Here is a 13,834-nt window from a genome sequence, read left to right as displayed (position 1 = left end):
ACCGGGTAGGGGTATTCTGTGCAGTAGAAAGGAGTAATTCCAAAAAAAATGCTTTAGAATGACCAGGCAAGTGTAGGGAGGACGCGCGAATGCTGCAACGAGGTCTGAGTTGGCTCATCCTACTTCTTGGGCTAGCCCTGGCGGCCGAGCCCGGCCAGGCAGGGGGTCATGTTCTCAACATCATCGACCCGGAGGCCTCGGCCTTCAACCGCGAGGTGCGGGGGCTGCTGGTCTGGGTGATGGGCTTTGCTGCCCTGGTTTTCGTGGTGGTGATCGGGGCGCTGACCTATGTGGTCATCAAGTTCCGCCGCACTGGAAAGGAGACCTCGGAGCCTGAGCAAATACACGGAAATGACCGGCTCGAGGTCATCTGGACGGTGATTCCTACCATCATCGTGCTCATCATCTTTGGTCTCACCGCCCGGAGCATGTTCCGCCTCGACCAACCTACCCCGGGCGCTATGGTGGTGGAGGTCCGGGGCTGGCAGTTCTGGTGGGACTTCATCTACAGAGACTATGGGGTGCGCAACTCCAACGAGCTCGTGCTTCCGGTAGGCAGGCCGGTGCGCTTTGAGGTCACTGGAGGGGATGGCCAGAACTACGACGTGATCCACTCCTTCCGCATTACCAGCATGGTGGGGGCCCGCGACGCCATTCCGGGGGTGGTCACCCACATCGAGGTGACCCCGGAAAAAATCGGTACCTACTATGGGCAGTGCGTGGAGCTGTGCGGGGCCTCCCACGCCAACATGCGCTTCCGCGTAAAGGTGGTTTCGCAGGAGGAGTTTGACCGCTGGATCGAGGGGGCCAAGGCCTACCAGGCCACCCCGCCAGCCGACCCCGTCCTGGCTCGAGGGGAGGAGCTCTTCAAGCAGCAGTGCGCAGCCTGCCACGCCATCAAGGGGGTTTCCCAGGGGCTGCCGCAGAACCCCGATCTCACCTTCTTTGGCAACCGTACCACTGTGGGGGCGGGGATGTGGCCCAACACCCCGGAATTCCTGGAGCGCTGGATCAAGAACTCCCCTGGCATGAAACCCGGGGTCAAGATGCCGGCCTACCCCACGATGTCGGATGAGGACGTCAAGGCCATCGCCGCCTACCTGATGAGCCACAAGGTGGAGGGCCTGGACTTCAGCAATCTGGATAGGTTCTAGAGGAGGTATCGCACAACTATGGCCGTAGTTGCACCACAACCTACACGGCGCATGACCTTTTGGGAGGCGCTCTGGGACCTTCTGACCACCAGCGACCACAAGAAGGTAGGGATGATCTACCTGGTCACCTCCTTTGTGGCCTTCGGGTTTTCAGGCCTGATGGCGGTGGCCATCCGCTGGCAGCTTGCTGGCCCCGAGCGGCAGTTTTTGGTTGGGGACGCCTACAACCAGGTGCTCACCCTGCACGGGGCCACCATGCTCTTTTTCTTCATCATCCCAGCAGGGCTGGCAGGTTTTGGCAACTTCATCCTGCCCCTCATGTTGGGCGAGCGGGACGTAGCCCTACCGCGGATTAACGCCTTTGCCGCCTGGCTCTTCGTCTTCTCGGGGGTGCTCATCTACACCTCGCTCTTCTTTGGCGGGGCCCCGGACGTGGGCTGGACCTTCTACTACCCCTTTTCCCGCACTACCGGCATCGGCACCGACTTCTTCATGATGGGGGTGCTGCTGGTAGGCCTGTCGAGCCTGCTGGGCTCGGCCAACTTCGCCGCCACGGTCTACAACCTGCGGGCCAAGGGCATGGGCCTGTGGAAGATGCCCATCTTTGTCTGGAGTATTTTTGCCACCTCCTTGCTCTCGCTCTTTGCCCTGGCGGGCATTACCGCGGCCAGCCTGACCGTGCTACTCTCGCGCAAGCTGGGGCTGAGCCTTTATGACCCCATCATCGGCGGCGACCCGGTGCTCTACCAGCAGTTCTTCTGGTTCTACTCCCACCCGGCGGTCTACATCATGCTGCTCCCTTACCTGGGCATTGCCGCCGAGGTGGCCTCGACCTTTGCCCGCAAGCCGGTCTTCGGCTACCGCTTCATGGTCTTCGCCCTGGTGGGCATCGCGGTGGTGGGCTTCCTGGTCTGGGCGCACCACATGTTCACGGTGGGCGAGAGCCTTCTTTTCCAGCTCGTTTTCGTCTTCTTCACCGTGCTGGTGGCGGTGCCCACAGGGGTGAAGATCTTCAACCTGCTGGGCACTTTGTGGGGCGGCCAGCTCGACTTCAAGACCCCCTTGCTCTTCTTGATGGGCTTCATGTTCAACTTCCTGCTGGGGGGGATTACCGGGATCATGCTGGCGGTGGCGCCCTTCGACTATCAGGTGCAGGACAGCTACTTCGTGGTGGCCCACTTCCACAACGTTCTGATGGCCGGCTCAGGTTTCCTAGCTTTTGCTGGGCTTTACTACTGGTGGCCTAAGATCACCGGGCGGATGTACCCCGAATTCTGGGGCAAGGTGCACTTCTGGCTCTTCTTGGTGGGCTATCTGCTGGCCTTCATGCCCCAGTACGTGCTGGGCTTTTTGGGCATGCCCCGCCGCTACTACACCTACCCCGACGGCCTCTACCTCTGGAACGAGATGAACCTCATCTCCACCGTGGGGGCCATCATCCTTGGGCTGGGGGGTGTCGCCTGGCTTATCGCCATGTTTGAGAGCTTCCGCCAAAACGTGAAGGCCCCCGACAACCCCTGGGGGGGCTATACCCTCGAGTGGGCCACCTCCTCGCCGCCGCCTTCGTACAACTTTGCCGTGCAGTTCCCCACGGTCTTCAAATCCGAACGGCCCCTCTACGACTGGGAGAAGGAGGGCCTGAAGCCCAAGCCCATCGACCCTGCCACCATTCACCTGCCAGCTCCCACCATCTGGCCCTTTATGACCGCGGTGGCCCTGTTCATCCTAGGGGTGGGCATTTCGCTGGCCCCTAACCTCGGGACGGCCCCGGTGGGCGGCCTGCCAGGGTGGGGCGGCTGGCTGGCGGTGGGCCTCCTCCTCTTCTTCTATAGCCTCTTCAAGTGGGGCCTGCGCCGCGAGTACGACCACCCGGTGGAGCACCACACCGTGACCGGTAAGTCCAATGCCTGGGTGGGGATGGCTTGGTTCATCGTCTCAGAAATTGCCCTCTTCGGCATCCTGATCGCGGGCTATCTGTACCTGCGCCTCACCGGGGCCGCGGTGCCGCCGGAGGACCACCGCCCGGCCTTGTGGCTGGCCCTTCTCAACACCTTCTTCCTGGTTGCGAGCTCCTTTACCGTGCACGCTGCCCACCACGACCTGCGCAGCAACAAGTTCTCCCCCTACAAGCTGGGGATGCTCATCAGCATCCTCCTGGGGGTGGCCTTCTTCCTCTTCCAAGTTTGGGAGTTTGCCATCGCCTCGGGCCACTATGTGGAGGCCCTGAACGCGGCCGGTCAGTCGGAGGCGGCCCGCAAGGCGGCGCTTTGGTTCAACGCCTTCTTCCTCATCGTGGGCCTCCACGGGCTGCACGTGCTCATCGGGGGGACCGGGCTGGTGATTGCCTACGCCCAGGGCCTGGCGGGCAAGATCAACAACCACGAGCAGGGCACCCTCGAGGCCTCCTCGATGTACTGGCACCTGGTGGATGCGGTTTGGCTCTTCATTGTGACCATCTTCTACATCTGGTAGGACTGGGTTCTGCTGGGGCCCCTTCGCGGGCCCCGTTTATCATGGGCCTGTGCTTGGGGCCTGCTTGGTGCTCGCTACCCTTTACAACAGCGCCCTGTTTGCCGGGGCCGAGGGGGTTTGGGTGGGGCGGGCCTGGGTCGAGGGGCGGCGGCTGGAGGCGCTGGTCCTTACCCCAAAGGGGGCCTTTGGGGTGGGCCTGCCGGAGGAGGACGAGGGGCTCTACGGCCTGGCCCCCACACCCGGGGGCTGGGTGGCGGTGGGCTTTAGCGGGCTGCGGGCCCTCTGGGTGAGGCTGGATGCCCAGGGCCGGCCCCGGGCGGCCTGGCGGGGGCCGGAGGGGGTGCTTTGGTTCACCGATGGGGTCCATGCTGTGGGTGGGCTGGGCCCTAGGCCCGACTGGGATGTCTGGCTGCTGCGCCTGGCCGATGGCAAGGGGCACCGTTATAGGGGCCCGGGCGATGCCTACGCCTATGGCCTGTGGCGCTCGGGCGGGGCGCTTTACCTGGTGGGCCGCACGGCGGGGCCCGGGGGCTTCGATGCCTTCTGGCTGCACACAGACCTGGAGGGCCGGCTACGGGCCGGCTACCAGAGCCGTTTTCCTGGCAACGACTACCTACGCTACGTGGGTCCGGGGTTGGCCGTGGGGCGGGCCGAGGTGGAGGGGGACTCGGAGGGCTTTTTGTGGTGGCTGCCCGGGGGCCGGGCCGAGCTGTGGCGCAGGCCCGGCCTGGACTACTTTCGCATGTGGCGGACCTACCCTAGGAGCCGGGTCCTGGTAGGGGAGGCCGAGGTGGAGGGGGAGCGGCGGGGGCTTTGGGTAGAGGGGGGGCAGGCCAGGGCCCTGGGTTCCGGCCTGGGCTCTTTGCGCTACCTCGAGCCCCAGACCCCCCGGGCGGTGGGCTTCAGCTACAGCTACAGCCCCGAGGGCCAGGGCTGGCTGAGCACGGGGCAGGGCGCTGGGGTGGTGCTAAAGTATCGGCGCGAGCCGTTCTTCCTACAGCCGAAGCGGCTCGAGTGGCGTGCGGAACCAGTGGAGCCGGTCTGGCAGCCGCTGCCGGGGGCGGTGGAACTGGCGGGGCGCCTCGAGCCCTGCCCGGCTCAGTAGAGCCAGGGGATGAGCTTTCGCACCTGTTTGCGATAAGCCTCGTACTGCGGGTAGCGCTGGTGTAAGAAACGCTCCTCGAGGGTGGCCTTCCTGTCCAGAAGGGCAGTCAATAGACCGCTGAGGGCCAGCGTCCAAAGGTTGAGGTGGGCCAGGGTGCTCCCCCAGGCCCAAAGGAGGAGCCCCGCGTAGATGGGGTGCCGTACTACCCGGTAGAGGCCTTCCTGCACCAGGTGGCCCTCCGGCCTGGGCCTAGGCAGGGCGGTCAGGTTGCGCCCGAGCTGCCAGGCTGCCACCAAGAGCACGGCCATCCCCAGCGCGCCCAGCCCTCTTCCGATCCAGACCAACCAGAAAGGGCTAGAAGACGGGGTAAGCCCCAGGGCCAGCCCCAGAAGCAAGAGCAGCCCGAACTGCCCCACCACATACCATCCTCCCGCTTCGCCAAAGCGCATGGCTACCCTGCAAGGCCCATGCCCAGGCTGGCCAGCCCCATCGTTCCCAGCGCCCAGAGCCAGACTCTATCAAAGTTAATCCAAAGCCGCGGCAAAAGGTGTAGCCCCAGCCGGTAGGCCAGCAGGGCCGCCAGGGCCATGACCAGAAGGGTGCTCAGGCTGTGCACCGCCAGGGCCTCCAGCCCCCGAAGGGCCCCAGAAGCGCATAGAAAGGGCAGGAGCATGAGCCCCGCTCCGTGGCCCAGGGTGAGCAGGAAGGACCAGGCCGAAAGCTCCAAGGCCCCAGCCCGCATCCGGCCCACCGGATGCCAGGGTTTTCGGCTGCGCCACAGGGCAAAACCGATCAGGCCCAGGCCCAGCCAGGGTCGCAGTTCGGTGGTGGGCAGCAGGAGGTCCAGGGCCCAAAGGGGCGCGAGCATGACCCCAACCGCCGCGGTATGGCCCAGCGCAATAGGGCCCAGCGCCCCCAGCAAAGCCCCCAGCCGCCTTTCCTGCAAGCCCCGGGCCACCGCGAAGAGCCAGCCCATGGCCGGGTTGAGGCCGTGGAGGGCCCCCATCAGGGCCACAGAGGGTAGGAGGGGCTCCATCAGGGGAAGCAGTAGGCGTCGCTCGAGGCGTCGCCCCCTTGCAGCCGCACCTGGTGGGCCCGGTTGGGGCCGAAGTCAATGAAGAAGCGCTCGTCCCAACGGAGCCCCCCCTCGGGGTCGGCCTCGGCCTTGACCATCCAGCCCCGGATGCCCTCGGGGTAGAACTGCGCATCCCAGGGCAGGTAGAGGGAGTTGGTGAAGTAGATGTGCCGCCCGTCGCGGCTCACCTCCACCATCTGGGGGCCGCCGTTCAGGGGGCCCTGGGCCGCAGGATGGCCCGCTTTCCGCACGATGCCGCCAATCCTAAGGCTTCCCGTGAGGCGGGGCTCGAAGGGGTTGGAAACCTCGTACTGCCTCAGCTCTCCGGTGCCCCAGCAGGCCACGTACAAGAAGCGGTCATCCACGCTCAGGTTGATGTCGGTGATCAGGGGGGGCACCGCCTTGAAGGGTTTCAGGATGGGGGGCAGCAGGTCCTCTTCGGCGGGCTCGGCGGGAATCTCGATGACCTTCTGCACCGCCCAGGCTCCATTCTGGCGGTACCAAAGCCAGACCGAGGCCGAGAGGTCCTTGAGCGAGACCACCGAGTTCAAAAAGCCGTAGGCCCGGGTGGGGTCGTGGGCCGGTCGGAGCTCCAGGGCCATCTGGTGCTCGGCCCCCAGGTCCAGGGCCTGGAGGCGACGGCGGCGGGCTATGTCCCAGAAGTGGAGCCGGTGGCCGTATCTCCCGGCCAAAAGCTCCTCGCCCAGCAGGCCCTGCTCCACCATGCGCGGGGTGCCCCATTCACTGGAGATCAGGGTGTCGTAGCCCAGGTGCCACCAGAAGTCGTAGTGTAGGTACTGGTCCCCTCGGTCGATTTCCCAGCGACCTAGAGGCTCCAGGCTTTCGTGCTCCAGCACCATGATGCCCCCGGGGCCCTCTCCTTCAGGGCTGCCTAGGGCCGAGATGTAGACGCCATCGGGCCCGCAGTGCACGGTATGGGGCCGGCTGTAGCCGGTGCGCTCGGCTAAGGTCTTGGGCTCGATGACCTTGACTACCTTGGGGCAGGTGGGGTCGGGCTTGGTGTCCAGGATGGTGATGTGCGAGCTTTTGATATCCGGCACCACCAGGTAGCGCCGCTCCACATGGGGGTGGGGGGCCTGGGGGCAGAGCATGGAGCTGCAGGCGTTCCAGCCAAAGTGGTGGAGCTCCCCCCCGGTGTAGGGCATCTCGGCGTGGCCGATCACCTGGGCGTAGCGGCTCGAGCCCGGGTTCACGTCCACCACCGCGATCCGGTCGGGCTGGCTGCGGTCGGCGTTCAGCCAGACCACGTAGGCCAGCTCCTCAGGGGGGGCCTTCATAGCGGCGCGGGGCGAGGGGTAGAAGCTTGGGTCGGGTTGCCACAGGGCCATGCTGCACCTCCTGCTTTTCTGATTACCTTACAAAAAGGGTAAATATTGCTGCCCTGGGGTTCAAGGGCCTGGGTTACGAAGCCGTCCCTACCGAGGCCTGACGTGGGGGCCTTATCCTCGCATGGAGGAGGGTATGAAATGCGGCGTGTTTGGATGGCAGTGCTCCCGCTCTTTTTAGCGCTGGTGGCCCTGGTTTTCGTGCTTGGCCAGGGCCAGACCCTCACGGTTACGGTTTTGGCTATAAACGACCTGCACGGGGCCTTGTTGCCCCAAAACTTTAGCGTCCCCGACCCAAACGACCGCAGCCGCCGGGTGAGCATCCAGGCCGGGGGGGTGGAGGCCCTGGCCACCCTGGTCAAAGAGATGCGGGCGCGGAACCCCCACACCGTCTTCGTGGGGGCGGGTGACCTGATCGGGGCCACCCCCCTCATCTCGGCCCTCCTGGCCGATGAGCCCACCATTATGGCCCTCAACCGGATGGGCATGGCGGTGAGTGCTTTGGGCAACCATGAGTTCGACAAGGGCCTCAAGGAACTCCAGCGCATCCAGCGCGGCGGTTGCCAGGAGGCCTACGACCCCAGCCGGGCCTGCCGGCTCGGGACCTATGAGGGGGCCCGGTTCCCCTACATCGCCGCCAACGTGCTGGACAGGGCCACGGGCCGGCCCCTCTTCCCCCCCTACGTGGTGCAGCGGGTGGGTGGGGTGGAGGTGGCTTTTGTGGGCGCGGTGCTTCGGGGTACCCCCAGCATCGTTCCGCCCAGCGGGATAGCCGGCCTGGATTTCACCGATGAGGCCGAGGCCATCAACCGGGTAATCCCCGAGATCCGGGCGCGGGGGGTCGAAGCCATCGTGGCCCTGGTGCACGAGGGAGGGTTCGCACGGGAACCCTTCGACGAGCCCAACTGCACATCGCTCAGCGGCCCCATCGTAGACATCGTGCGCCGGCTGGACCGTGCGGTGGACGTGGTGGTCTCGGGCCACACCCACCGGGGCTACCTGTGCCGGGTGGATGGGCGGCTGGTGACCCAGGCCGATGCCAACGGGCGGCTTCTGACCCAGATCGACCTCAGCATCGACCCAAGGACCCGGGATGTGGTAGCGGCCCGCGCGGCCAACCTGGTGGTGGATGCGGCCCGGCTGGCCAAGGACCCCGAGATGACCGCCTTGGTGAACCAGGCCCGGGCCATCGCCGACCCCATCGCCAACCAGCCGGTGGCCCGGCTGGCGGTTGAGCAGATCAGGCGCGAGGCCAGCCCCGCAGGGGAGAGCGCCCTGGGCAACCTGATTGCCGATGCGCAGCTCGCGGCCACCCGCGACCCGGCCAAAGGGGGCGCGGTGGTGGCCTTCATGAACCCTGGGGGAATCCGGGCCGACCTGCCCCCGAACCCCAGCCCGAACCGCACCGTCACCTACGGGGACCTCTTCACCGTGCAGCCTTTTGGCAACACCCTGGTGGTGATGACCCTCACCGGGACTCAGATCAGGGCCCTGCTCGAGCAGCAGTTCGACAACCCCGAGCCGGGCCGCAACCGCATCCTGCAGGTCTCGCAGGGCTTCAGCTACACCTGGGATGCCCGCCGGCCCAAGGGCGAGCGGGTCCTCAGCATCCGCCTCAACGGACAGGAGCTTCTGCCCGATGGGCGCTACCGGGTGACGGTCAACAGCTTCCTGGCCGAGGGAGGGGATAACTTCACCGTGCTGCGCGAGGGCACCGAGCGCGTGGGGGGGCCGCTCGACCTGGACGCCCTCCAAGCCTACCTGCAGGCCATGGAGGCCGCCGGACGACCCGCGGGGTCCCTTCTGGAAAACCGGATTAGCGCGGTCAATCTGCCCTAGTCTCAGGAGGTCAGCATGGCCCGCAAGGCCTCGGCCGCGGGGTTGCCGGCTTGGGCGGGGTAGATGAGCCAGAAAAGCCGCCTGAGCTCCATTCCCCGGATGCGCAAGGCCCGCAGGTTGCCCACCTTTACGTTGGGCCGCACCACCACGCTGGAGACGATGCCCACCCCGGCCCCCTCGAGCACCAGCCGTTTGGTCACCTCGTGGTTGTCGGTGTAGAAGACCGGGTTGATCTCCAGCCCGGCCTGTTCCAGGGCCGAGCCCAGCACCCGGTAGGTCATGGCGTTGGGGTCCCGCACGATAAGCGGGACTTCGACTAACTGCTCGGGATTAATGTCTTCTTTTTTGGCCCAGGGGTGCTCGGGGGGCACGATGACCACCAGCTCGTCCTCGTAGAAGAGGGTGCGCTCAAAGCCCTCCAGGTGCTCCACCGACTCCACCACTGCAAGCTCGATCTCCCCCTGCAAGAGCCGCTGGGTAAGCCGTTCGGAGCTGCCGCTTTCCAGCTTGACCCGGATTTCGGGGTAAAGCCGCTTGAACTCGGTGAGGTAGCGAGGCAGCACGTAGACCGCCATGGTGGTGGCGGCGCCTATCTCCACCCGCCCTCGTTCTAAGCGCTCGAGGGCCTGGGCGGCCTGCATGAACTCCTCCAGGGCCTGCACGGCCCGTTTGGCCTCGGGCAGCAGGTCCTGGCCGGTCTTGGTCAGCACCAGTCGGCGGCCCTGGCGGTGGAAAAGGGTGTGGCCGAGCTGGGCCTCGAGGGCCCGGATGTGTTGGCTTACCCCGGGCTGGGTCATGCCCAGGCTTAGGGCTGCGCGGCCCACGCTGCCCTCCTGCACCACGCTTAGGAACACCCGCAGCGACTGGGGGTTGGGGAAGGGGCGGCGCTCAAGCATAAGACCAGTTTATCAAAAACTTTCAAAACAAACTTGCGCTATTTGTCACGAGCACCTACGCTGAACTCACCAAAGGAGGTGATGGATGACGGTTACCGAACGCCCCACGCGCAACCTGTCCCTGGACTTGTTGCGCGGCACCGAGGCAGCTGCTCTGGCGGCTGCCCGGTGGGTGGGGCTCGGCAACAAGGAGGAGGGCGACCAAGCAGCAGTAGACGCTATGCGCCTTCTGCTCTCCACCGTGCCCATGCGGGCCCGGGTGGTGATCGGGGAAGGCGAGAAGGACCAGGCCCCCATGCTTTACAACGGCGAGGAGCTGGGGACAGGAGAGGGGCCGGAGGTGGACCTGGCGGTGGACCCCATCGAGGGCACCCGGCTGGTGGCCTATGGCCGGGGTGGGGCCATCAGCGTGATTGCGGCAGCCGAGCGGGGGGGGCTTTTCAACCCCGGACCCGGCTTCTACGCAGCCAAGCTGGTGGTGGGCCCGGCAGCCAGGGAGGCCATCGACCTTGCAGCAAGCCCGGAGGAAAACCTGAAGGAAATAGCCCGGGCGCTGGGCAAGCGTGTGCAAGAGCTTACCGTTTTCGTGCTGGACAAGCCGCGCCACGCCCGCCTAATCGAGCAGATTCGCCATGCTGGGGCGCGGGTCAGCCTGCACACCGATGGCGACGTGGGCGGGGCCTTGGCCGCGGTGCTGCCCGATACCGGCATCGATGTGCTGATGGGCACCGGCGGTACCCCGGAAGGGGTGATTGCGGCGGTGGCGGTCAAGGCGCTGGGTGGTGGGATGCAGATGCGCCTCGACCCCCAAAGCGAGGAGGAGCGCTGGGCCTTGGTGAACAGCGGTTACGACCCCCAGCGGGTCTACAGCCTGGAGGAGCTCTGCCCTTCCCAGGACACCCACTTCGCCGCTACGGGCATCACCGATGGCCAGTTCGTGCGAGGGGTGCGCTACCGGGGCGCCTACGCCATTACCCACAGCCTGGTCATCCGGGGCCACACCGGTACCCTGCGCTACATCGAGTCGTACCACCGTTTGGAAAAACTCCGCGCCATTAGCGGGGAGCTTTACTAGGAGGAAGTATGTCACTGGGATACGCAGGTAAAACCACTGGCAAGTACGCCAAAGCCGGGGTGCGGGAATACCGCGACATGGGCTACTGGCGGCCTGACTATGTTCCTAAGGACACCGACACCCTGGCCCTGTTCCGCATCACCCCCCAGCCTGGGGTGGAGCCGGAGGAGGCTGCTGCAGCGGTGGCCGGTGAGTCCAGCACCGCCACCTGGACGGTGGTCTGGACCGACCGGCTGACCACCCTGGACCGCTACCAGGCCAAGGCCTACAAGATCGAGCCGGTGCCCGGTAACCCAGAGCAGATTTTCGCCTACATCGCCTACGACCTGGCCCTGTTCGAGGAGGGCTCGATTGCCAACATGACCTCCTCCATCATCGGCAACGTCTTCGGCTTCAAGGCGGTGAAGGCTTTGCGCCTGGAGGACCTTAGGATACCGGTGGCCTACCTCAAGACCTTCAAGGGAGCCCCCCACGGCATCCCGGTGGAGCGGGACATGCTCAACAAGTATGGCCGGCCGCTGCTGGGCTGCACGGTGAAGCCCAAGCTGGGGCTTTCGGGGCGCAACTACGGCCGCGTGGTCTATGAGGCTTTGGCCGGGGGGCTTGACTTCACCAAGGACGACGAGAACATCAACTCCCAGGCCTTCATGCGCTGGCGCGACCGTTTTCTCTACTCCCAAGAGGCGGTCATGAAGGCCGAGCAGGTCTCGGGCGAGCGCAAGGGCCACTACCACAACGTGACCGCGGCCGACATGGAGGAGGTGCTGCGCCGGGCAGAGTTCGCCAAGGAAATCGGCTCCATCATCATCATGGCCGACCTGACCATGGGCTACACTGCCCTCCAGACCCTCTCCAACTGGTGCCGCAACAACGGGATGATCCTCCACCTGCACCGCGCCTCCCACGCCACCTTCACCCGGCAGAAGAACCACGGCATCAACTTCCGGGTGCTGGCCAAGTGGATGCGGATGTTGGGGGTGGACCACATCCACGCTGGGACGATTGTGGGGAAGCTCGAGGGCGACCCCAACCTGACCAAGGGCTACTACGCCATTCTGCGGGAGCAGTACAACCACTACGACCCGGTACGGGGCATCTACTTCGACCAGGACTGGGGTTATCTGCCAGGGGTGATGCCGGTAGCTTCCGGCGGCATCCACGCCGGGCAGATGCACCTGCTGCTGGACCTCTTGGGCGAGGATGTGGTGCTGCAGTTCGGCGGGGGCACCATCGGCCACCCCATGGGCATTGCCGCGGGGGCCACGGCCAACCGGGTGGCGGTGGAGGCCATGGTACAGGCCCGCAACGAGGGGCGGGACATTGTGGCCGAGGGGCCTGAGATCCTGCGCCAGGCCGCCAAGCACTCCCCGGCGCTGGCCGCTGCGCTGGAGATCTGGAAGGACGTCACCTTCGACTTTGCCTCCACCGACACCCCGGACTTCCTGCCCACCCCGACCATGTGAAGGAGGCAATCATGCGCATCCATCAGGGGACTTTTTCCTTCCTCCCAGACCTTACCGACGAGCAGATCGAAAAGCAGATCCGCTACATCATCCAGAACGGCTGGGCGGTCTCGATTGAGTACACCGACGACCCCAACCCCTACAACATCTACTGGAACATGTGGGGCCTGCCCATGTTCGACCTGGAGGACCCGGCGGCGGCCATGTACGAGTTCAAGAAGTGCCGCGAGGCCTTCCCCAAGCACTACATCAAGATCAACGGCTACGACCCCAGCCCCATGTGGCAGGCCCAGCGGGTGAGCTTCATCGCCCACCGGCCCACCCAGGACGACCCTGGCTTCCGCCTGAAGCGCATGGTCTGGTCGGATGGGCGGGTGCAGAAGTACGGCCTCGAGCCCTATGTGACCGATAAGCCCTCGGGAGAGCGTTACTAGCCCCCTCCGGCCCGCCCCTCGGCCCCTGGCTGGGGGCGGGTTGTCCTAAAAGGAAGTGCCCATGACCGAGACTGTAAGCACCACCGACCTAAAGGCCTTGTTGCAGGAGACCGGCGTGCCCGAGGTGCTGGAGCGCCTCGACCGGGAGCTGGTGGGCTTGGCACCGGTCAAGACCCGCATCCACGAGATTGCGGCCTACCTGGTGGTGGATAAGCTGCGGCGGGAGCTGGGCCTGGTGGCCACCCGTCCGGTCTTGCACATGGCCTTTACCGGCAACCCTGGCACCGGCAAGACCACCGTGGCCATGCGCATGGCCACCATCCTAAACCGGCTGGGCTACATTCGGCGTGAACATCTGGTGGTGGCCAGCCGCGACGACCTGGTGGGCCAGTACATCGGCCATACCGCCCCCAAGACCAAGGAAGTGCTGAAGCGGGCCATGGGGGGGGTCTTGTTCATCGACGAGGCCTACAGCCTTTACCGGGCCGAGAATGAGCGGGACTACGGCCAGGAGACCATCGAGATTCTGCTCCAGGTAATGGAAAACCAGCGCGAGGACCTGGTGGTGATCCTGGCCGGCTACGAGGACAAGATGGAGCAGTTCTTCTCGCTCAACCCCGGGATGCGCTCGCGCATCGCCCACCACATCCGCTTCCCCGACTACACCGAGGAGGAGCTGGTGGCCATCGGCAAGCTCATGATTGCCGAGCAGAACTACTACCTGGACGAGGCCGCCGAGCGGGCCTTCGTGGATTACGTGCGCTGCCGCAGGCGGTTGCCCAACTTCGCCAACGCCCGTAGCATTCGCAACGCCATTGACCGTTTCAAGCTGCGCCAGGCCAAACGGCTGTTTGAGCGGGCGGGCCAGGTGACCCCCGACGATCTGCGCCGTATTGCCGAGGAGGATATCCGGGCCAGCGAGGTCTTCCGGGAGTGCGAAGAGCTGGAGAAAGGAGGCCAGGATGCCGCATAGGC

12 protein-coding genes are annotated in these 13,834 nt (G+C 65.4%); 8 read left to right on the top strand and 4 right to left on the bottom strand.

Annotation, left to right across the window (positions count from 1 at the left end; genetic code table 11):
- Positions 1 to 89 precede the first annotated feature (89 nt).
- The 3 genes from coxB to DV704_RS07410 are packed head-to-tail and all read left to right on the top strand — an operon-like array spanning position 90 to position 4,731.
- The gene (gene coxB / locus DV704_RS07420; RefSeq protein ID WP_114798943.1) at positions 90 to 1,154 is read left to right on the top strand and encodes a cytochrome c oxidase subunit II; all 1,065 of its coding nucleotides are present in this window, start codon (positions 90 to 92) and stop codon (positions 1,152 to 1,154) included.
- A gap of 51 nt (positions 1,155 to 1,205) precedes the next feature.
- Positions 1,206 to 3,626, top strand: coding sequence for a cbb3-type cytochrome c oxidase subunit I (locus DV704_RS07415; protein WP_114798942.1), 2,421 nt, complete (start codon positions 1,206 to 1,208; stop codon positions 3,624 to 3,626).
- A gap of 49 nt (positions 3,627 to 3,675) precedes the next feature.
- On the top strand, positions 3,676 to 4,731 hold the full coding sequence (locus DV704_RS07410) for a hypothetical protein (protein ID WP_114798941.1): 1,056 nt from the start codon (positions 3,676 to 3,678) through the stop codon (positions 4,729 to 4,731).
- Here the strand turns inward: DV704_RS07410 and DV704_RS07405 are convergent.
- The 3 genes from DV704_RS07405 to DV704_RS07395 are packed head-to-tail and all read right to left on the bottom strand — an operon-like array spanning position 4,725 to position 7,155.
- On the bottom strand, positions 4,725 to 5,180 hold the full coding sequence (locus tag DV704_RS07405) for an isoprenylcysteine carboxylmethyltransferase family protein (RefSeq protein WP_114798940.1): 456 nt from the start codon (positions 5,178 to 5,180) through the stop codon (positions 4,725 to 4,727). The two genes, DV704_RS07410 and DV704_RS07405, sit on opposite strands and share 7 nt — an antisense overlap.
- Before the next feature lie 2 nt (positions 5,181 to 5,182).
- Positions 5,183 to 5,767, bottom strand: coding sequence for a hypothetical protein (locus tag DV704_RS07400; RefSeq protein ID WP_114798939.1), 585 nt, complete (start codon positions 5,765 to 5,767; stop codon positions 5,183 to 5,185).
- Positions 5,767 to 7,155 carry a selenium-binding protein SBP56-related protein gene (locus DV704_RS07395; RefSeq protein ID WP_114798938.1) on the bottom strand — a complete coding sequence of 463 codons (1,389 nt, stop codon included), beginning with the start codon at positions 7,153 to 7,155 and terminating at the stop codon, positions 5,767 to 5,769. Before DV704_RS07395 ends, DV704_RS07400 begins: the two co-directional genes overlap by 1 nt.
- Before the next feature lie 138 nt (positions 7,156 to 7,293).
- On the opposite strand from DV704_RS07395, the gene DV704_RS07390 reads away from it, so the two are divergent.
- Complete coding sequence (locus tag DV704_RS07390; protein WP_199489956.1) at positions 7,294 to 8,991, top strand: bifunctional UDP-sugar hydrolase/5'-nucleotidase; 1,698 nt, start codon at positions 7,294 to 7,296, stop codon at positions 8,989 to 8,991.
- A 2-nt stretch (positions 8,992 to 8,993) separates the two neighbouring features.
- Here DV704_RS07390 and DV704_RS07385 read toward each other — a convergent pair whose 3' ends face one another.
- The gene (locus tag DV704_RS07385; RefSeq protein WP_114798937.1) at positions 8,994 to 9,887 is read right to left on the bottom strand and encodes a LysR family transcriptional regulator; all 894 of its coding nucleotides are present in this window, start codon (positions 9,885 to 9,887) and stop codon (positions 8,994 to 8,996) included.
- A gap of 85 nt (positions 9,888 to 9,972) precedes the next feature.
- Between DV704_RS07385 and glpX the strand changes: the two genes are divergently transcribed.
- The 4 genes from glpX (at position 9,973) to cbbX (ending at position 13,832) form a co-directional block, all read left to right on the top strand.
- On the top strand, positions 9,973 to 10,962 hold the full coding sequence (gene glpX, locus DV704_RS07380; protein ID WP_114798936.1) for a class II fructose-bisphosphatase: 990 nt from the start codon (positions 9,973 to 9,975) through the stop codon (positions 10,960 to 10,962).
- Between the two features lie 8 nt (positions 10,963 to 10,970).
- Entirely contained in the window at positions 10,971 to 12,425 is a 1,455-nt protein-coding gene (locus tag DV704_RS07375; protein ID WP_114798935.1) for a ribulose-bisphosphate carboxylase large subunit, read from the top strand.
- Between the two features lie 11 nt (positions 12,426 to 12,436).
- A complete protein-coding gene (locus DV704_RS07370; protein ID WP_114798934.1) occupies positions 12,437 to 12,859 on the top strand; it encodes a ribulose bisphosphate carboxylase small subunit in 423 nt (140 codons plus the stop codon).
- Positions 12,860 to 12,920: 61 nt separating this feature from the next.
- A complete protein-coding gene (cbbX, locus tag DV704_RS07365) occupies positions 12,921 to 13,832 on the top strand; it encodes a CbbX protein (protein ID WP_114798933.1) in 912 nt (303 codons plus the stop codon).
- Positions 13,833 to 13,834: the final 2 nt, after the last annotated feature.

The organism is Meiothermus sp. QL-1 (genome assembly GCF_003351145.1).
Classification (GTDB): Bacteria; Deinococcota; Deinococci; order Deinococcales; family Thermaceae; genus Meiothermus.
This window is presented reverse-complemented; position numbering and strand designations above follow the sequence as displayed.

Bases quoted from the DNA above. Each gene is read 5' to 3' on its own strand.
- coxB (WP_114798943.1), top strand. From the start codon at position 90: ATGCTGCAACGAGGTCTGAGTTGGCTCATCCTACTTCTTGGGCTAGCC.
- DV704_RS07415 (WP_114798942.1), top strand. From the start codon at position 1,206: ATGACCTTTTGGGAGGCGCTCTGGGACCTTCTGACCACCAGCGACCAC.
- DV704_RS07405 (WP_114798940.1), bottom strand. From the start codon at position 5,180: ATGCGCTTTGGCGAAGCGGGAGGATGGTATGTGGTGGGGCAGTTCGGG.
- DV704_RS07400 (WP_114798939.1), bottom strand. From the start codon at position 5,767: ATGGAGCCCCTCCTACCCTCTGTGGCCCTGATGGGGGCCCTCCACGGC.
- DV704_RS07395 (WP_114798938.1), bottom strand. From the start codon at position 7,155: ATGGCCCTGTGGCAACCCGACCCAAGCTTCTACCCCTCGCCCCGCGCC.
- DV704_RS07390 (WP_199489956.1), top strand. From the start codon at position 7,294: ATGCGGCGTGTTTGGATGGCAGTGCTCCCGCTCTTTTTAGCGCTGGTG.
- DV704_RS07385 (WP_114798937.1), bottom strand. From the start codon at position 9,887: ATGCTTGAGCGCCGCCCCTTCCCCAACCCCCAGTCGCTGCGGGTGTTC.
- glpX (WP_114798936.1), top strand. From the start codon at position 9,973: ATGACGGTTACCGAACGCCCCACGCGCAACCTGTCCCTGGACTTGTTG.
- DV704_RS07375 (WP_114798935.1), top strand. From the start codon at position 10,971: ATGTCACTGGGATACGCAGGTAAAACCACTGGCAAGTACGCCAAAGCC.
- DV704_RS07370 (WP_114798934.1), top strand. From the start codon at position 12,437: ATGCGCATCCATCAGGGGACTTTTTCCTTCCTCCCAGACCTTACCGAC.
- cbbX (WP_114798933.1), top strand. From the start codon at position 12,921: ATGACCGAGACTGTAAGCACCACCGACCTAAAGGCCTTGTTGCAGGAG.